This is a genomic window from Pseudomonas citrullilanati, assembly GCF_030580855.1.
In the GTDB taxonomy this organism is placed as follows: Bacteria; Pseudomonadota; Gammaproteobacteria; order Pseudomonadales; family Pseudomonadaceae; genus Aquipseudomonas; species Aquipseudomonas citrulli.
In genome coordinates this window covers 105,426-124,305 of record NZ_JAUQOP010000005.1, presented here as the reverse complement: position 1 = coordinate 124,305, position 18,880 = coordinate 105,426, and the positions used below count along the sequence as shown (strand labels likewise).

Genomic DNA, 18,880 nt, shown 5'->3' with positions numbered 1-18,880 from the left:
AGGCAGGCGCAGTTTTTCCTTGGATAACCTGCTTCATTCCTCGTCGCTGAGCTTGAGCTCCACCATCAACTCATCGGCCAGGGTCTCCAAGCGCCCCTGCAAGGTCTCCAGGGACAACGTCAGCGGCACGCCCAGTCTCGCCTCGGCATGGAACAATAATTCACTGCTCATCGGTGCCGGTCCGACGCGGGTGACCAAGCGCTCGACGTTCACACCCTGCTCGCTCAGCAACCGGGTGATATCTCGCACGATGCCAGGACGATCGTTTCCCACCAGTTCCATGGCGATGGGCTTCCAGGTGCACGATTCTTCGACGGCGCTCTCGGCGATCAACACGCGGATGCCGTGGGCCGACAGTCCCTGCAAGGCCTCGATCAGTTCTTCATGGGCCTCGGCCGGCGCGCTGAGGCGCAGGATCCCGGCAAATTGCCCGGCCAGGTGCGACATGCGGCTTTCCAGCCAGTTACCGCCGTGCTCGGCGATGCACTCGGCGATGCGCTCGACCTGACCGGGCTTGTCCGGGGCGAAAACAGTGATGACCAGATGGTCCATGGCGCAGCCTCCTGTTGTAAGAAGCCAGAGTATAGACAGGACACGCGAATCCCCCTTGCACAGAGAATCGTGTACAAGTTTCAAGATTTATCTGGAACAATCCACCTATTTTTTGAGAACATCCGGTGCCCCGTCGTGACCGTAGTGCTTTAGTCGGTCGCGGAACGACGCAATTAGTCTAATTTTCACAACCGCAGTTGATCATGTAGTATGCCGCAGCGAGCACTACATAATGTTGGACCGATGTCTGCTTAAGGCGCAGTCGCATCCCTGAAAGCCCCGTCAGCAAGGCCAAGAGCCCTTTGATAGGTCCCACCCAGCCGCCAGCGATGGCATGTACTGGTACCGGGGTTTGTGGTTTAAATGTCCCGAGGCTTCATTGTCAAAATCGAAGAGCTGAAAAGCGAAATAGCTGAGCAGAGTGAGGCAAGCAATGACTGAACACGTTCAAGTCGGTGGCCTGCAGGTCGCCAAAGTCCTGTTCGACTTCGTGAATAACGAAGCCATTCCCGGAACCGGCCTCACCGCCGATGCATTCTGGGCCGGTGCCGACAAGGTCATTCATGACCTGGCGCCGAAGAACCAAGCCCTACTCGCCAAACGCGACGATTTCCAGGCACGCATCGATGCCTGGCACCAGGCCCGTGCCGGCCAGGCGCACGACGCCGTGGCTTACAAAGCTTTCCTGCAAGACATCGGCTACCTGCTGCCAGAAGCGGCGGATTTCCAGGCCACGACCCAGAACGTCGATGACGAAATCGCCCGCATGGCCGGCCCGCAACTGGTGGTGCCGGTGATGAATGCCCGCTTCGCCCTCAACGCCTCGAACGCCCGCTGGGGTTCGCTGTACGACGCGCTGTACGGCACCGACGCCATCAGCGAGGCCGACGGCGCGGAAAAGGGCAAAGGCTACAACAAGGTCCGCGGCGACAAGGTCATCGCCTTCGCCCGCGCCTTCCTCGACGAGGCGGCGCCCCTGGCGGCCGGTTCCCACGTCGACTCCACCGCCTACAAGATCGTCGACGGCAAACTGGTGGTCACCCTCAAGGGCGGCAGCAACAGCGGCCTGCGTGACGATGCCCAGTTGATCGGCTTCCAGGGCGATGCCGCGGCACCGGCCGCCGTGTTGCTCAAGCACAACGGCCTGCATTTCGAAATCCAGATCGATGCCAGCACCCCGGTCGGCCAGACCGACGCCGCCGGTGTGAAGGACATCCTGATGGAAGCCGCGCTGACCACCATCATGGACTGCGAAGACTCGGTGGCCGCCGTCGATGCCGATGACAAGGTGGTGATCTACCGCAACTGGCTAGGCCTGATGAAGGGCGACCTGTCGGAACAGGTCGCCAAGGGCGGCCAGACCTTTACCCGGACCATGAACGCCGACCGCGTCTACACCACCGCCGACGGTTCGAGCCTGACGCTGCACGGTCGCTCGCTGTTGTTCGTGCGTAACGTCGGCCACCTGATGACCATCGACGCGATCCTGGACAAAAACGGCAACGAAGTGCCGGAAGGTATCCTCGACGGCCTGGTCACCAGCCTCGCGGCGATCCACAGCCTCAACGGCAACACGACCCGTCGCAACAGCCGCACCGGCTCGGTGTACATCGTCAAGCCGAAAATGCACGGGCCGGAAGAAGCCGCGTTCACCAACGAACTGTTCGGCCGCATCGAAGACGTGCTGAACCTGCCGCGCAACACCCTCAAGGTCGGGATCATGGACGAGGAGCGCCGCACCACGGTCAACCTCAAGGCCTGTATCAAGGCGGCCAGCGAGCGCGTGGTGTTCATCAACACTGGCTTCCTCGACCGCACTGGCGATGAGATCCACACCTCCATGGAAGCCGGCCCGATGGTGCGCAAGGCCGACATGAAGGCCGAGAAGTGGATCGCCGCGTACGAGAACTGGAACGTCGACATCGGCTTGAGCACCGGCCTGCAGGGCCGTGCGCAAATCGGCAAGGGCATGTGGGCCATGCCCGACCTGATGGCGGCGATGCTCGAACAGAAAATCGCCCACCCGCTGGCCGGTGCCAACACCGCCTGGGTACCATCGCCGACCGCCGCCGCGCTGCATGCGCTGCACTACCACAAGGTCGACGTGTTCGCCCGCCAGGCCGAGCTGGCCAAGCGCACCCGCGCCTCGGTGGACGACATCCTGACCATCCCGCTGGCCGTCAACCCGAGCTGGACGCCGGAGCAGATCCGGCACGAGCTGGACAACAACGCCCAGGGCATCCTCGGCTACGTGGTGCGCTGGATCGACCAGGGCGTGGGTTGCTCCAAGGTGCCGGACATCAACGACATCGGCTTGATGGAAGACCGTGCGACACTGCGCATCTCCAGCCAGCACATCGCCAACTGGCTGCGCCACGGCGTCGTCACCCAGGACCAGGTGATGGAAAGCCTCAAGCGCATGGCGCCGGTGGTGGACCGCCAGAACGCCAACGACCCGCTGTATCGCCCGCTGGCACCGGACTTCGACAACAACATCGCCTTCCAGGCGGCGGTCGAACTGGTGATCGAAGGCACGAAGCAGCCTAACGGCTACACCGAGCCTGTGCTGCATCGCCGTCGTCGCGAGTTCAAGGCAGCCAACGGGTTGTGATTGAGCGGTAGTTGCAACGAAAAAGCCCTGATCGCTCGATCAGGGCTTTTTTATTTGCATGGATGCTTTGTTTTATTCGCACAGGAATGCTTTCGTGGCGAGGGGATTTATCCCCGTTCGAGTGCGAAGCGCTCGCCATCGGATCGTTGCACAGCATTGAGGGCCGCTTCGCAGCCCAGCGGGGATAAATCCCCTCGCCACAGGTTTCATCCATGGCAGGGACGCCCCCTAAAGATCCATCCCCAACTCCCGCTTGACCAGCTCCAGCAGCTTTTCCGTATCGATGGGCTTGAGCAGGAAATCCACCACGCTCAGGTGCATGGCTTCGATGGCGTCCTTCACATCGGCATCGCCGGACACCAAGATGATCGGCAACTCGGCGCGCTCCGACTCGCGCACCAGGCGGACCAGTTCCAGGCCGTCGACATTGCCCATGCGCAGGTCGGTGATCAGCAGGCCGATCGACGGTTTGGTTGCCAGCATCTTGAGTGCCGTTTCGCCGCTGGCGGCGGTCATGCAGTGAATCCCGTCCAGCGCCAGAATTTCCGACAACAGTTCCCGGGCGTCCCTGTCGTCATCGACGATCAAGACTCGCTGCGGTGGCAGGTCGGGTTCCAGCATGACGGCACTCAGCGCCTCGCGCTCGGCGTCACTCAAAATATCGTGGTCGGACATGGTGCTCTCTACGTTCTCGAATCAATCCCTTGGCAAGTGGTCAGACATCGTTGCAAGGCGCTTCAATGTGCACTTCGTCGGATTTTTTTCCAAGAACATTCAGTGAAGATTTTTTAAGGCCCCGACGGGGGCATTTTTCCACGATTTCCATCGGTCACGGGCGACCTAGACTTACGTCCAATGGGCACCCCGCGCCCAGGGGTCGACCATGGGAGAACAGATCCGACCACAACAATTCGAAAAAGACTGCGTAATGGTTATGAAAAAAGCGGACGCCTTCATCCAGGCAGGGAAAACCGCGGTGTTGCAAAACATCCAGGGCACGGTGCAGTTCCTGCAGCGCTTCCCGCCGTTCAACCACATGGAAAATGCCCACCTGGCTTACCTGGTGGAGCAATGCCTGCTGCGCTTCTACGCCCCCGGCGAGACCATCATCAAGCCGGCCGACGGCCCGGTGGAACACTTCTACATCGTCAAGCAGGGCCGGGTGGTGGGCGAACGTCCCCATTCGGCCAAGGGCGGGACCGAGACCACTTTCGAAATCACCACCGGCGAGTGCTTCCCCCTCGCCGCCCTGCTGGGCGAACGGGCCACCCGCACCGAACACCGGGCCGGCGAGGACACCTTCTGCCTGCAATTGAACAAGCAGGCCTTCATCAAGCTGTTCGCCCTGTCCGGCCCGTTTCGCGATTTCGCCCTGCGCGGGGTCAGCAGCCTGCTGGACCAGGTCAACCAGCAGGTCCAGCAGAAGTCCGCGCAAACCCTGGGCACGCAGTACTCCCTCAATACGCGCCTGGGCGAACTGGCGATGCGCCATCCGGTGAGCTGCAGCCCCGACACGCCGTTGCGCGAAGCCGTGAAGCTGATGCACGAGCAGCAGGTCGGCAGCATCGTGGTGGTGGACGAACAGAAGACACCGGTCGGGATCTTCACCCTGCGCGACCTGCGGCAGGTGGTGGCCGATGGTGCCGGGGACTTCGCCCAGGCCATCGCCGGCCACATGACCCAGGCGCCGTTTTCCCTTTCGCCGGACCACAGCGCGTTCGATGCCGCGATTGCCATGACCGAGCGCCACATCGCCCACGTCTGCCTGGTCAAGGAGCAGCGCCTGTGTGGCGTGGTGTCCGAGCGCGACTTGTTTTCGCTGCAACGGGTCGACCTGGTGCACCTGGCCCGGACCATCCGCAGCGCACCCAAGGTGGAAAACCTGGTGGCCCTGCGCGGCGAGATCGGCCAACTGGTGGAGCGCATGCTCGCCCACGGCGCCTCGTCGACCCAGATCACCCACATCATCACCTTGCTCAACGACCACACGGTTTGCCGGATCATCGAACTGACCCTGGCCGACAAGGGCGACCCTGGCGTGCCGTTCAGCTGGCTGTGTTTCGGCAGTGAGGGTCGCCGCGAGCAAACCCTGCACACCGACCAGGATAACGGCATCCTGTTCGAAGCCCGGGACGCCGCCCACGCGGCGCAGATCCGCGGCCTGCTGCTGCCCATCGCCCAGCAGATCAACCAGAGCCTGGCCCTGTGCGGCTTCACGCTGTGCAAGGGCAACATCATGGCCGGCAACCCCGAACTGTGCCTGTCCCGCGCCGAATGGGCCCGGCGTTTCGCCGCGTTCATTCGCGAGGCGACGCCGGAAAACCTGCTGGGCTCGAGCATCTATTTCGACTTGCGGGTGGTCTGGGGCGATGAGCAAGGTTGCGAACAACTGCGCCAGCAAATCCTCGACCAAGTAGGCGACAACCGCCTGTTCCAACGCATGATGGCCGACAACGCGCTGCGCCATCGCCCGCCGGTGGGACGCTTCAGGGAGTTCGTGCTCAGCCGCAAGAATGGCGAGAAGGCCACCCTCGACCTCAAGGTGCAAGGCCTGACGCCTTTTGTCGATGGCGCCCGCTTGCTCGCCCTGGCCAATGGCATCGGTGCCAACAACACCCTGGAACGCTTGCGGCAACTGGTCGCCCGCCAAGTGATCGAACCCCTCGACGGCGCAGCCTACGAAGAGGCCTATCACTTCATCCAGCAGACCCGCATGCAGCAGCATCAATTGCAGACCCGGGAGAACCTGCCGTACTCCAACCGCGTCGACCCCGACAGCCTCAACCACCTGGACCGACGCATCCTGCGCGAATCCCTGCGCCAGGCCCAACGCCTGCAAAGCAGCCTGAGCCTGAGGTATCAGCTGTGAGCCTGTTTTCCTGGCTGCGCCCGGCCCAGCCGCCCTTGCCGGACGCCTTGCAACAGCGCCTGGCGAGCCTGCCACCACCCGCCGCCCTGGGTGAATGCAGCCTGCGGGAACAACGCTGGGTGGTGCTGGATCTGGAGACCACCGGGCTGAATCTGAACAAGGACCAGGTGCTGTCCATTGGTGCGGTGGCCATCGAAGACGGCGCGATCGATTTCAGCCAGCAGTTCGAACGCACCTTGCAATGCGACAAACAGAAGCTCGGGCCCAGCGTGTTGATCCATGGCCTGGCGCCGAGCGCGATCGCCGCCGGCAGCGAACCGGCCGAGGCGCTGCTGGCGTTCATGGAATACATCGGCGACAGCCCGTTGCTGGCGTTCCATTCGCCTTTCGATGCGCACATGCTCGGGCGCGCGCTGAAGGACCACCTGGGCCATCGCTTGCAGCACCCGTTCCTCGACGTCGCGGACCTGGCCCCGATGCTTTGCCCCCAGCCAGCCCTGCGCCAAGCCGGCCTGGATGACTGGATCGAGGTGTTCAAGCTGCACGTACACGAACGCCACAACGCCAGCGCCGACGCCCTGGCCACGGCGGAACTGGCGCTGATCCTGTTCAGCCGCGCCCGCCAGCAACAGATCAATAGCCCCCTCGCCCTGCAACAGCGCCTGGGTCAATGGAAGCGGCGACAGCAGGCGCCGTCGATTTAGCCAACCCCCTTTGTGGCAGCGAGCCTGCTCGCGAAAGCGCCGGCCCAGCCAGCCTACGTGCCACGCTGCACCGCTGCCTTCGCGAGCAGGCTCGCTCCCACAGGGGCCGTTGCCATACACCGGCCTCGTCATCCCGACCAACGCCAATTGCTTTCCCGCCCCCGCCTCTGCCACAATCGCGAACAATTCTCGTTACTTAAAACGTCGGTGATGCTCCGTGTCGTCAGTTCCTAGCCCTCACAGTGATCTGGTTGGTGCGTTGTACCGTGACCATCGCGGTTGGCTATTGGCCTGGTTGCGGCGCAATGTGGCGTGTGCGCAGCGGGCCGAGGACTTGAGCCAGGACACGTTCGTGCGCCTGCTGGGCCGCGAGCAACTGGTCACGCCTCGCGAACCGCGGGCGTTCCTGGTGGCCATCGCCAAGGGGTTGCTGTTCGATCATTTCCGCCGGGCAGCCCTGGAGCAGGCCTACCTCACCGAGTTGATGCTGATCCCCGAAAGCGAACAGCCGTCGGTGGAGCAGCAGCAGATGATCCTCGACGACCTGAAGCACATCGACCGCCTGCTCGGCCAACTGTCGAGCAAGGCCCGCGCAGCGTTTCTCTACAATCGCCTCGACGGCCTCGGTCACGCCGAGATCGCCCAGCGCCTGGGGGTTTCGGTGCCGCGGGTGCGGCAATACCTGGCCCAGGGCATTCGCCAGTGCTACATCGCCCTGTATGGCGAGCCGACATGAACCCGCTCTCCAGCCAACCGGTGTCGGCCCGCGTGCTGGACGCCGCCATCGCCTGGCAACTGGCGCTGGATTCAGGCAGTGCCCAGGAACGCGATGCCTTCGCTCGCTGGCATGCTGCCGATGAAGAACATGCCCGCGCCTGGCGCCAACTGGGCATGCTCGACCAGCGCTTCAGCGTCGCCAGCGGGCCGGCGCGAGCCGCGTTGCTGCAATCGCGGGCGGCCGTTCGGCGGCGGTTACGCAAGGTCGGCAGCGGCTTGGCCAGCATCGTCGCGGTGGTCGGCCTGACGCTGTTCGCCGCCGATCGCTACCTGTCACTGGACTATTGGCTGGCCGACCAGCGCACCGCCACCGGCGAACAGCGCACCCTGCGCCTGGCCGACGGCACGCTGATCAACCTCAACACCCACAGCGCGCTGGACGTGCGCTTCGACGCCAGGCAGCGACGCATCGTCCTGCAGGCAGGCGAGATCCTGGTGGAAACCGGCCACAACGACCCGCGCCCATTCATCGTCGAAACCCGCGAAGGCAGCCTGCGCGCCCTGGGCACGCGGTTCCTGGTCAAGCGGGAAGACCAGGGTACGCGCCTGAGCGTGTTGCAATCGGCCGTGGCGGCGCATCCCCAGGCCACGGACGAAGAACAGATCTTGCACGAGGGCCAGCAAGTGCTGATGCGCCGCGACGGCCTCGGCCCGACCTTGGCCCTGGGCCCCGGCGCCGACGCCTGGACCCGCGGCATGCTGGTGGTGGACAACGCCCGCCTGGAAGACCTGGTGCACGAGCTGGGACGCTACCGGCGCGGCTACCTGGGCGTCGAGCCGCAGGTCGCCGATCTGCGCATCACCGGCAGCTTCCCGCTGCACGACACCGACCTGGCCTTGACGGCGCTGCTGCCGACCCTGCCGGTGCAGGTCGAACACCACACGCGGTGGTGGGTGGTGGTGGGGCCGAGGGCCGCGTCGAAACCCTGAGTGACCGTGCGTCAGGCAGGCCGCCTTCGCGAGCAAGCCCGCTCCCACAGGTTCACATTGCCATGTGGGAGCGGGCTTGCTCGCGAAGAGGCCAACAGCCTCAACACAAAGACCCGCAGGAAAGCCCAAGCGAATCAAATTATTTTCATCCAGCCCTATCACTTTTCGATTCTCATCCGGCACCCAGGCAATTGAGAAATATTTCCATTCAGGAGCCGCCGTATGTCCCGCCCGCTAGACACCCTGTTGCGCCCCAGCCTGTTGGCCGTCGCCATTGCCTTGGCCGCCCCGCTCGCCAGTGGGCCGCTGCTGGCCGCTGAACAGGCCTCCAGCCTGCGTGCCTACAACCTGCCCGCCGCCCCGCTGGCCAGCACCCTGAACCAGATCGCCAGCCAGGCCGGTCTTGCACTGAGCCTCAATCCGTCCCTGGCGTCGGGCAAGACGTCGGCACCGGTGCAGGGCCAGTTCGACGCCACCGGCGCCTTGCGTGAAGCGCTGCGCGGCACCGGCCTGCAATTGGAACAAAGCAGCGCGGGCACCTACAGCCTGGTGGCCGTGCCGGAAGGGGTCATGGCCCTGCCGGAAACCAGCGTGATCGGCGCGGGCAGCAGCGAAACCGCGTGGGGCCCGACCGAGGGCTATGCCGCCACCCGCACAGCCGCCGGCACCAAGACCGATACACCGATCGTCGAACTGCCGCGCTCGGTCTCGGTGGTCACCCGCCAGCAGATGGAAGACCGCTCCGTCCTCAATCTCAACGACGCCCTGCGCTACACCGCCGGTGTGCAGAGCAGCGGTTATGGCTCGGACTCGCGCAACGACTGGCTGCTGGTGCGCGGCTTCGTGCCGACCCAGTTCCTCGATGGCCTGCCCTTGCCCCGGGGCAACTACGTCACCCCCAAGATCGAGACCTGGAACCTGGAACGCATCGCCGTGCTGCGTGGCCCGGCCTCGTCGATCTACGGCCAGACGCCACCGGGCGGCATGCTCGACATGGTCAGCCGCCGGCCCCAGGCCGAGAGCAGCCATGAAGTCGAATTGCAGTCCGGCAGCCACGAACACAAGCAGATCAACTTCGACAGCACCGGCAAGGTCGATGACGAAGGCCAGTTCCTTTATCGGGTCAGCGGCACCGTGCGCGACAGCAATGCCCATGTCGACCACATCCCGGACCAGCGCTACAACATCGCCCCCAGCCTGACGTGGAACATCAACGACGACACGCGCCTGACCTTCCTGTCCCAGTACACCCGCGACGACACCGGGATCACCGGGCAATTCCTGCCCCTGCAGGGCACCAAGCTGTCCTCGCCAGCGGGCAAGATTTCCCACCACAAGAACCTCGGCGACCCGGACTGGGAATTCTACGACCGTACCTACTACGCCCTCGGCTATGCGTTCGAACACCGCCTGAACGACACCTGGCAGTTCCGCCAGAACCTGCGCTACACCAAGAGCGACCTGGAATTCCAGGGCATCTCCGCCGGCGGGCAGTTCTGGCCGGCGGGCCCCGACGAATCGGTCAGCGCCGATGGCACCGTCCAGCGCAGCGCCAGCGTGGTCGACGAAGACATCAGCCAGTTCGCCGTGGACAACAACTTCCAGGCTGACTTCCAGACCGGAGCCCTGAGCCACACCGTGCTACTGGGCCTGGATCACCAGCGCTCCAACAGCAACGCACGCTGGCAGTGGGGCTCGACCGGCGTGCCGACCAGCAACATCCACAACCCGATCTACGGGCAGGATGTCTCCAACGTCCAGTTCTTCACCATGTACGACTACAACCAGAAGACCAACCAGACCGGCCTGTACGTCCAGGACCAGATCGCCCTGGACAACTGGCGCCTGACCCTCGGCGGCCGTGAAGACTGGATCCACACCGGCACCGAATTCCACAACCAGAACAACGTCACCAACACCCAGCGCGACAAGAAATTCAGCGGCAACGCGGCGCTGAGCTACGTCTTCGATAACGGCATAACGCCGTACATTTCCTTCGCCCAGTCGTTCCAGCCGGCAACCGGTTCGGTGATCACCAGCACCCAGGCGTTCAAACCCACCGAGGGCGAGCAATACGAAGCCGGTATCAAATACCAGCCGCCCGGCACTAACACGCTGCTGACCGCCGCCGTGTTCGACCTGACCCAGAAGAACAACTCCGTGACCGAGAACAACATCACCCGCCAGGTGGGTGAGGTTCAGGTTCGCGGCCTGGAACTGGAGGCCTCCGGCGACGTCACCGAGAACCTGAAACTGGTCGGTTCCTACACCTACAACGACAGCGAAATCACCCAGGGCACCGCCGCCGAGAAAGGCAAGCGCATGGCCCAGGTACCGCGCAACCAGGCCACCGCCTGGGCCGACTACACCTGGCACAACGGTGCGCTCGATGGCTTCGGGGTCGGCGCCGGTGTGCGTTATGTCGGTGACACCTACGGCAACACCACCAACACCGATTGGGGCCATGTCGGCTCCTACACCGTGTACGACGCCTCGGCCCACTACGACCTGGGCCGTCTGAACAAGACCCTCGAAGGGGTCACGGTGGCAGTGGACGCCAAGAACATCTTCAACAAGGACTACCTGTCCACCTGCGACGGTTTCTATTGCTACTACGGTGACCAGCGCAATGTCGTCGCCAGCGTGAATTACAAATGGTAAACGGTTAGCATTTGCAAAACCTTTCGAGGGCACGCATCTGAACTCAATCTGTTGAATGAACCCTTGTGGGAGCGAGCCTGCTCGCGAAGATGGCGTAACAGTCAACATTGATGTCGCCCGGCACACCGCTTTCGCGAGCAGGCTCGCTCCCACAGGTTTCTCGATTTGACTGACTGGCCTCAGGCATCGTGCCCTCCTTCATCCGGATCGACCATGAAAAGCAAAACCATCCGCCGCTGGTCCTTTGTCCACACCTGGACCAGCCTGATCTGCACGGTGTTCCTGCTGATGCTGGCGATCACCGGGCTGCCGCTGATCTTCCACCATGAAATCGAACACCTGCTGGGGGACGCTCCCGAACTTCGGCAGATGCCGGCCGACACGCCGCCACTGGATCTGGCGCAACTGGTGGAAAAAGCCAAGGCCCATCGCCCTGGTGAAGTGGTGCAGTATTTTGGCTGGGACGAGGACGAACCCAACGGTGTCATCACCATCATGGCGCCGACGCCGGGCACCGAGCCCAACTCGTCCCACACCTTCATGCTCGACGGACGCACCGGTGAAGCCCTGGACATGCCCTCGGCCAACGGCGGCTTCATGATGGTCATGCTGCGCCTGCACGTGGACATGTTCGCCGGCTTGCCGGGCAAGCTGTTCCTGGCGTTCATGGGCTTGCTGTTCGTGGTGGCCATCGTCTCCGGGGTGGTCTTGTACCTGCCGTTCATGCGGCGCCTGAAATTCGCCACCGTGCGCCAGGACAAATCGACCCGCCTACGCTGGCTCGACCTGCACAACCTGATCGGCGTGGTCACGCTGGTCTGGGCGCTGACGGTGGGGGTCACTGGTGTGATCGCCGCCTGCGCCGAGTTGATCATCGCCGCCTGGCGCAACGACAGCCTCAGCGCCATGATCGAACCCTACCGCGATGCGCCGCCGCTGACGCAACTGGCGCCGGCCACCCGCCTACTGGAGATCGCCAAGGACGTCGCGCCCGGCATGGAGCCCAGCTTCATCGCCTTCCCCGGCACGCTGTTCTCCAGCGCCCACCACTATGGCGTGTTCATGAAGGGCAACACCCACCTGACGTCCCACCTGCTGACGCCGGTGCTGATCGACGCCAGCACCCTGGACGTCACCGCCGTGGCCGAGCGCCCGTGGTACATGGACGTCATGAGCCTGTCGTTGCCGCTGCACTTCGGTGACTACGGCGGCCGGCCAATGCAGATTTTCTGGGCGGTCCTCGACGTGCTGACCATCGTCGTCCTGGGTAGCGGCGTCTACTTGTGGGTGGTGCGACGCAAAGCGGCCAAGCCTGCGACCCTCGCCACGGAGGCCACTTCGTGAAGCCGCGGCAGTCGAGTTTCTGGAAAGTGTTCGGCCTGCCCCTGCTGATCGGCGTGCTCTGCGCCACCGGGCTGGCCAGCGCCCTGCTGGGCGATGGCCTGTGGGACGCCGTGAGCTGGCTCGGACTGGGCGTGCCTTGCATCGTGGCACTGCGCGGATTGCTCGTCCGGCGTTGAGTCTACGGGCGTCCACGCAATGATTGGGCGCCTTCCCACCTGAAGTCGTACGACGACTCCACTGACTTCCCGAACAGGCTCGCACCCACACTCACAGCATCAACGCTTTTGCTGCGCCCGTCTTCTGACATATTTATTGACAAATTAATCCTTGCGCTCCTATAAAGGAGCACGTTGTACGACAACCTACAACACGCATCCTGCGACACCAATCCAAAAATAATCATGGTGAAGTGATGAAAATCAAAGGCATCCGCTGGTGGATGGTCGGCCTGGTCACGGCCGGCCTGATGGTCAACTACCTGGCCCGCAATACCCTCTCGGTGGCCGCTCCCACCTTGATGAGCCACATGAACATTTCCACCGAGCAGTATTCGCACATCGTCGTGGCCTGGCAGGTCTGCTACGCACTGATGCAGCCGGTGGCCGGCTACATCATCGATGCCATCGGCACCAAGATGGGCTTCGCCATTTTCGCTTTCGCCTGGTCCATCGCCTGCGCGGCGGCGGCCATGGCTTCGGGCTGGCAAGGCCTGGCGTTTTTCCGTGGGTTGCTGGGCGTGACCGAAGCGGCCGGGTTGCCGGCGGCGGTCAAGGCCTCCACCGAATGGTTTCCAGCCAAGGAGCGTTCGGTCGCCATCGGCTGGTTCAACATCGGCTCGTCCATCGGTGCCGTACTGGCACCACCGCTGGTGGTCTGGGCGATCCTCAACAGTGGCTGGGAACTGGCCTTCCTGATCGTCGGCGGCCTGGGCATCGCCTGGACCTTCCTGTGGCTGGTCCTCTACAAGCACCCGCGTGACCAGAAGCGCTTGAGCGACGCCGAGCGCGACTACATCCTCAACGGCCAGGAAGCCCATTTCAAAGACCAGGCGCCGAAAAAGGGCAGTTGGAAAAAGATCATCGCCAGCCGCAATTTCTACGCCATCGCCAGCGCGCGGATTCTCTCCGAACCGGCCTGGCAGACCTTCAATGCCTGGATCCCGCTGTACCTGATGACCGAGCGGCACATGAACATCAAGGAAATCGCGATGTTCGCCTGGCTGCCGTTCCTGGCCGCCGACCTGGGCTGCGTACTGGGTGGCTACCTGAGCCCGTTCTTCCACAAGTACTGCAAGGTGTCGCTGTTCACCTCGCGCAAGATGGTCCTGCTGTTCGGTGCGTCCTGCATGATGGGCCCGGCCTGCATCGGCCTGGTCGAGAGCCCGTACACCGCCATCGCCCTGCTGTGCATCGGCGGCTTTGCCCACCAGACCCTGTCCGGCGCGCTGTACGCCATCACGTCCGACTCGTTCGGCAAGAATGAAGTCGCCACCGCCACCGGCATGGGCGGGATGTTCGGCTACCTGGGCGCTGCGGCCTTCACCCTGGTGTTCGGGGTGATGGTGACCAAGATCGGCTACAGCCCGCTGTTCGTGATGCTGGCGATCTTTGACGTGATCGCGGCGTTTATCGTCTGGACCGTTGCCCGCGAGCTCAAGCCACAACCGACGATGCCGTCGGCGCAGCCCCAGGTGCTGCAACCGGCCGCCTGATCCGGTTGGCCCGGGCCACTTCGGCCCGGGCCCGCTGCCTTGGGCCGCGCTGACGCGCTATGCTGCGCAACACGTGCCACTGACCGAGACGTTGCCATGTCCACCCCCAGCATGACGCTGTTCCACAACCCCGCCTCGCCTTTCGTTCGCAAAGTCCTGGTGCTGCTGCACGAAACCGGCCAGCAGGACCGCGTGGCGTTGCAGCTCAGCCAGCTCACGCCGGTCAAGCCGGACCGGGCGCTGATCGATGACAACCCGTTGAGCAAGATCCCGGCGCTGCGCCTGGCCAACGGTGCGGTGATCCATGACAGCCGCGTCATCCTCGATTACCTCGACCACCAGCACGTCGGCAACCCGCTGATTCCCCGGGACGGCGCGGCCCGCTGGCGCCGCCTGACCCTGGCTTCCATGGCCGATGGCATCATGGACGCCGCGGTACTGATCCGTTACGAAACCGCCTTGCGCCCGGTGGAAAAGCACTGGGACGAATGGCTCGATGCGCAACGGGACAAGATCCGCCGCGCGGTGGCCGTGCTCGAGGCCGAGGCCATCGCCGAGCTGGCCAGCCATTTCGACGTGGCGTCCATCAGCGTGGCCTGCGCCTTGGGCTACCTTGACCTGCGCCACCCGGACCTGGAATGGCGCACGGCCAACCCGCAACTGGCGGCGTGGTTTGCCGAAGTGAGCTTGCGCCCTTCGATGGTCGAGACGGTGCCCAGGGTTTAGTACTGCTTTAACCGTATCGGCCTCATCGCGGGCAAGCCTTGCTCCCACCTGGGCCCCGCTCCACCTGTGGGAGCAAGGCTTGCCCGCGATGGCAGCGCACCGGATCTAGAGGAAACAACCCAGCTATCCGCATCACCAACACCTCGCGCACCCGCTGATCCTCCCGCAACCCCAGCGACCGGCTCATTTCACCTCTCCCAGCTCGAAGGACACCGCTGCCGCCGGCTTCACCCCCACCCCGTACCAGTCCAGCTTACGGGTCAGCACCATGAACACACCGAGCAGGGCGAACAGCAACAGCGAGCCCATCAGCAACGCGTAGTCCTCGGCGCTCAGCAGGCCATAGAGCAGGCCATACAACGCCGCCAGCCCCGCCGAAAAGGCCACGCCATGGCTCACGCTGCGCAACACATGGCAGACATAGAAGCCGATCAACAACACGCAGGCACTGGCCGAGGCCAGGTAGGCCAGGGCAAAGCCGATGTGCTCGGACAGCGACAACAGCAGCAGGTAGAAGAACGCCAGCGCCACGCCCACCAAGGCGTACTGCACCGGGTGCACCGCCAGGCTCTTGAGCACTTCGAAAAGGAAGAAGCCGGCGAAGGTCAGCGCGACGAACAGCAGCGCATATTTGATCGCCCGGTCACTCTTGAGGTACTGGTCCACCGGATCGATGAAACTCACGCCAAAAGCCCGGCTGCGGAACGCTTCACAGCCATCGCTGGGCGCGCAGCCTTGCAGCGCTTCTTCGAGGTTGGTGGAAAAGAACGACGTCTGCCAATCGGCGCTGAAACCCTGTTCATTGATGTCACGCTGGACCGGCAGGTAGTTGCCGATGAAGCTCGGGTGTGGCCAATCGGCCGACAGGTGCACCTTGGTCGACTTGCCCACCGGCAGGATCTGCAACTCACCGGTGCCTTGCAGGCGCAGGTCGAAACCGAAGGTCAGGTCGGCGCTGCCCTGGGCCGTGAGCATCGGCAGCGGCACGTGCACGCCCTGCCCCAGCCAGCCGACGCGCGAGCCGGGCAGGAAGTCGACGGTTTGCTGGTTGAGCGTCAGGGTCAACGCATTCTCGATGCCGCGGATGTCGCTGATGCCGACGGTCAGGTACGGCTGGTCAAAACGGTAGTCAGGCAAGTCCTTGGTCGCGACGCCATAGTGCTCAGGCACCTTGAAGCGGCCATCGATCCGGTTGTCGGCGTGGAACAGCCGCGCCTCGTAGATGCCCCGGGCGCGGGTCTCGGTGCGGACCTGGCCGTCGAGTTCGAACTGCTCTGGCAAGAAGTACAACTCGCCGCTTTGCTCGACGGTCTCCAGGAAGCGCACGCCGGTCTTCTCGTTGGTGCCCCAGACACGTACATCCTTGCGAAACGGCACGACGATCATCGGCCCGATGAGTTGCTGGCTGCGGCTGGAGCTGCGGGCGATGTCTTCCAACACGCCGTCACGCAGTTCCTGGCGTTCATCGATAAGGCCGTTGATCATCAGCAAAGGGATCATCAGCAAGAGGATCAAGAGGGCAATCATGCCCAGTTTCATGGCGAGGCTGCGGTTCATGTGGGGCTCTCCCTGTTCGAATGAGGGCGAGTCTGGAACGGCTGTGTGTTGGGCTTATGGAGAGATTATGGAGATTGTGTGGAGACACCGGAAAACGGTGGGAGCGAGCTTGCTCGCGATAGCGGTGGACCAGCCGGATCCCCTGTTGACTGACACACCCTCATCGCGAGCAAGCTCGCTCCCACAGGGGATATGCATCAGGGCTCACGGCAACCGCACCACCACCTCCACCCCACCCTCGACATTGCCGATGGTGAACTCCCCGGCATGCAGCTGCACCACTTCCTCCACGAAGTTCAGCCCCAGGCCGGTGCTCTTGCGCCCGGTGCCTGGACGCGGCAGGGAGTAGAAACGCTCGCTCAGGCGCGGCAGCGCGTAGTCGGGAATCGGCTCGGCCTGGTTGAACAGGCGGATCTCCACACGCGGGCCGATGCGCTCGGCGCTGATGCGCAGCAGCCCGTCGGCCGGGGTGAAGTCCAGGGCGTTTTCCAGCAGGTTGCCCAGCGCCTGGCGCAGCAGGAACGGCTCGCCCATCAGGGCCAGGTCGGCCGCGATGTGCCGCTCGATCCGAAATGAGCGGCCCGCGATCCAACCGCTGCGCGCCTCCAGCAACTGATCGAACAACGCCGCCAATGGCACCGCGACGACAGCCTCCAGGCCCTGGCGCTGTTCGACCTGGGCCAGGTTGAGCAGGCGCTCGATCAATTGCTGCATGCGCACGCTTTCGCTGTCGATGTTGCTGACGAAGCGTTGGTGCTGGGCGGCCGGCATGTCGCTTTGCAACAGCTCGGCGGCACCGCGGATCGCCGCCAGCGGGCTCTTGAGTTCGTGAGTCAGGGTGTGCACGTAGCGCTCGACATAGGCCTTGCCTTCCAACTGCGTGCGCATGTGCTCCACGGCGCCCGCCAGTTGCTCGAACTCGCCGCCGCGATAATGCGGCACTTCCACCCGTTGCCCCTGGCTGACGGCCTGGGCGTAGCGGGTCAAGCGCCGCAGCGCCGAACTGAGCCACCACGACAGCAAGGCCCCCAGCACCAGGCCCAAGCCGATCAACCCGGCGCCGTACAGCAGCAGGCGCCGCTCCGTGCGATCGATATAGGGCTGCAGCGAACTGTTGGGCTTGGCAACGGTGACGACGCCGATGATCCGACCGTTGTCGCGGATCGGCGCGCCGACGTGCATCACCGAGGACGCCGGGTCATCCGGGTCGTTGCGGCTCGAACGGGCGCCGTAGTGACCGCGCAAGGTCAGGTACACGTCGTTCCAGCGCGAATAATCCTGGCCCACCGCCACGCCACTGGAATCGAGCACCACGATGCCGTTGGCATCCGTGACATAGATCCGGTGGTTGACCTGGTTCTTCGGCAAGCCCCAGATCGACGCCGCCGGCTGGCGCTCGCCGTAGGCCTTGAGCAACTGCGGCCAGCGATTCTGGTTGAGGGTGCCGGCCTTGAAATCGTCCCGCAGGATCTCCGCCATCAGGTTCGCCGTGTCCACCAGGGTTTCCTCGGTGGACTGGCGCACCCCGGGGCGAATCTGTTCGATCACCGTGCCGAGCACGAAATACCCGGTCAGGCCGATAAACAGCACATACACCAGGAAAATCCGGATCCCCAGCGGCATTAGCTGTGCCCCGGGCTGTAGCTGTAGCCCAGGCCGCGATGGGTCTGGATCGGCTCGGCCTCGGCCCGGACCAAACGCAACTTGGCGCGCACGCTCTTGATGTGGCTGTCGATGCTGCGCTCGTAGCCGGCATCGCTGGCGACCCCCAGGGCGTCGAGCAATTGCTCGCGGCTGAAGACCCGTTCCGGTTGCTCCAGCAGGCAGTTGAGCAGGCGGAACTCGTGGCGAGTCAGGTTCAAGGGTTTGCCGCGATAGTTGATCTGCACACGGTCGATATCGACTTGAAACAGCGCCGTGCCCACCTCCGCCGCCGGCCGCGGCGCCACGCGCTTGAGGATCGCCCGGACCCTGGCCGCCACTTCGCGGGGGCTGAAGGGCTTGACCACGTAATCGTCGGCGCCGATCTCCAGGCCCACGACCCGATCGATCTCGCCATCCCGAGCTGTCAGGAATATGACCGGAACGTCGCTGAAACGTCTGAGATTTTTACACGTCTCGAATCCGCTGATATCCGGCAGGCCCACATCGAGGATGATCAGGTCCGCCGGCGTGTGTTTCTGGTGCTCGAGGGCCGCCGCGCCGAGGCTCAGCCACGTGGTGTCGAAACCCTCTCCTTGCAGCGCAAACACCAGCGTATCGGCGATGGCGGCTTCGTCTTCGACAATCAGAATATGAGGCATGTCTTGCGCGCCCGACAGTAAAGTTGCCGGAACGGTGCCCCAAGGCTCGGGGCTCGTCAATCGGCAGTCGAGTTGTTGGTGGCTGGCGGTCGTGCCTAACAGTTCTGATAGTAGGCAACTGCTGAAAAACGGCTG

At 63.8% G+C, this 18,880-nt stretch carries 15 protein-coding genes; 10 read left to right on the top strand and 5 right to left on the bottom strand.

Annotated elements, in window-relative coordinates; translation table 11 throughout:
* Window positions 1-33: 33 nt before the first annotated feature.
* Window positions 34-552, bottom strand: a complete 519-nt coding sequence (locus tag Q6A48_RS06115; RefSeq protein WP_304552667.1) for a glycine cleavage system transcriptional repressor — start codon at window positions 550-552, stop codon at window positions 34-36.
* 433 nt (window positions 553-985) lie between these two features.
* Between Q6A48_RS06115 and Q6A48_RS06110 the strand changes: the two genes are divergently transcribed.
* Window positions 986-3,163 carry a malate synthase G gene (locus tag Q6A48_RS06110; RefSeq protein WP_304552666.1) on the top strand — a complete coding sequence of 726 codons (2,178 nt, stop codon included), beginning with the start codon at window positions 986-988 and terminating at the stop codon, window positions 3,161-3,163.
* 228 nt (window positions 3,164-3,391) lie between these two features.
* On the opposite strand, the gene Q6A48_RS06105 is transcribed toward Q6A48_RS06110, so the two are convergent.
* Window positions 3,392-3,838: a response regulator gene (locus Q6A48_RS06105; protein WP_304552664.1), complete on the bottom strand. Its 447-nt coding sequence runs from the start codon at window positions 3,836-3,838 to the stop codon at window positions 3,392-3,394.
* Window positions 3,839-4,097: 259 nt separating this feature from the next.
* Here Q6A48_RS06105 and Q6A48_RS06100 point away from each other — a divergent pair, with 259 nt between their 5' ends.
* The 9 genes from Q6A48_RS06100 to Q6A48_RS06060 all read left to right on the top strand — a co-directional run bounded on the left by Q6A48_RS06100 (window position 4,098) and on the right by Q6A48_RS06060 (window position 14,885).
* Window positions 4,098-6,032, top strand: a complete 1,935-nt coding sequence (locus tag Q6A48_RS06100; protein ID WP_304552785.1) for a putative nucleotidyltransferase substrate binding domain-containing protein — start codon at window positions 4,098-4,100, stop codon at window positions 6,030-6,032.
* Window positions 6,029-6,736 (top strand): 3'-5' exonuclease, encoded by a 708-nt coding sequence (locus Q6A48_RS06095; RefSeq protein ID WP_304552662.1) that lies wholly within the window; start codon window positions 6,029-6,031, stop codon window positions 6,734-6,736. The genes Q6A48_RS06100 and Q6A48_RS06095 overlap by 4 nt, the downstream gene beginning before the upstream one ends.
* 217 nt (window positions 6,737-6,953) lie before the next feature.
* Window positions 6,954-7,472: an RNA polymerase sigma factor gene (locus tag Q6A48_RS06090; protein ID WP_304552660.1), complete on the top strand. Its 519-nt coding sequence runs from the start codon at window positions 6,954-6,956 to the stop codon at window positions 7,470-7,472.
* Complete coding sequence (locus Q6A48_RS06085; protein ID WP_304552659.1) at window positions 7,469-8,443, top strand: FecR domain-containing protein; 975 nt, start codon at window positions 7,469-7,471, stop codon at window positions 8,441-8,443. Before Q6A48_RS06090 ends, Q6A48_RS06085 begins: the two co-directional genes overlap by 4 nt.
* A gap of 222 nt (window positions 8,444-8,665) precedes the next feature.
* A complete protein-coding gene (locus Q6A48_RS06080) occupies window positions 8,666-11,104 on the top strand; it encodes a TonB-dependent siderophore receptor (RefSeq protein WP_304552657.1) in 2,439 nt (812 codons plus the stop codon).
* Window positions 11,105-11,317: 213 nt separating this feature from the next.
* On the top strand, window positions 11,318-12,448 hold the full coding sequence (locus Q6A48_RS06075; protein WP_304552655.1) for a PepSY-associated TM helix domain-containing protein: 1,131 nt from the start codon (window positions 11,318-11,320) through the stop codon (window positions 12,446-12,448).
* Complete coding sequence (locus Q6A48_RS06070; RefSeq protein ID WP_304552654.1) at window positions 12,445-12,624, top strand: hypothetical protein; 180 nt, start codon at window positions 12,445-12,447, stop codon at window positions 12,622-12,624. Before Q6A48_RS06075 ends, Q6A48_RS06070 begins: the two co-directional genes overlap by 4 nt.
* Before the next feature lie 236 nt (window positions 12,625-12,860).
* Window positions 12,861-14,159 (top strand): MFS transporter, encoded by a 1,299-nt coding sequence (locus tag Q6A48_RS06065; protein WP_304552653.1) that lies wholly within the window; start codon window positions 12,861-12,863, stop codon window positions 14,157-14,159.
* Window positions 14,160-14,255: 96 nt separating this feature from the next.
* Window positions 14,256-14,885: a glutathione S-transferase gene (locus tag Q6A48_RS06060; protein WP_304552652.1), complete on the top strand. Its 630-nt coding sequence runs from the start codon at window positions 14,256-14,258 to the stop codon at window positions 14,883-14,885.
* Window positions 14,886-15,068: 183 nt separating this feature from the next.
* On the opposite strand, the gene creD is transcribed toward Q6A48_RS06060, so the two are convergent.
* The 3 genes from creD to creB form a co-directional block, all read right to left on the bottom strand.
* Window positions 15,069-16,442 carry a cell envelope integrity protein CreD gene (creD, locus tag Q6A48_RS06055; RefSeq protein WP_304552650.1) on the bottom strand — a complete coding sequence of 458 codons (1,374 nt, stop codon included), beginning with the start codon at window positions 16,440-16,442 and terminating at the stop codon, window positions 15,069-15,071.
* Between the two features lie 204 nt (window positions 16,443-16,646).
* A complete protein-coding gene (gene creC / locus Q6A48_RS06050) occupies window positions 16,647-18,065 on the bottom strand; it encodes a two-component system sensor histidine kinase CreC (protein ID WP_304552649.1) in 1,419 nt (472 codons plus the stop codon).
* The gene (gene creB / locus Q6A48_RS06045; protein ID WP_304552648.1) at window positions 18,065-18,745 is read right to left on the bottom strand and encodes a two-component system response regulator CreB; all 681 of its coding nucleotides are present in this window, start codon (window positions 18,743-18,745) and stop codon (window positions 18,065-18,067) included. The genes creC and creB overlap by 1 nt, the downstream gene beginning before the upstream one ends.
* Window positions 18,746-18,880: the final 135 nt, after the last annotated feature.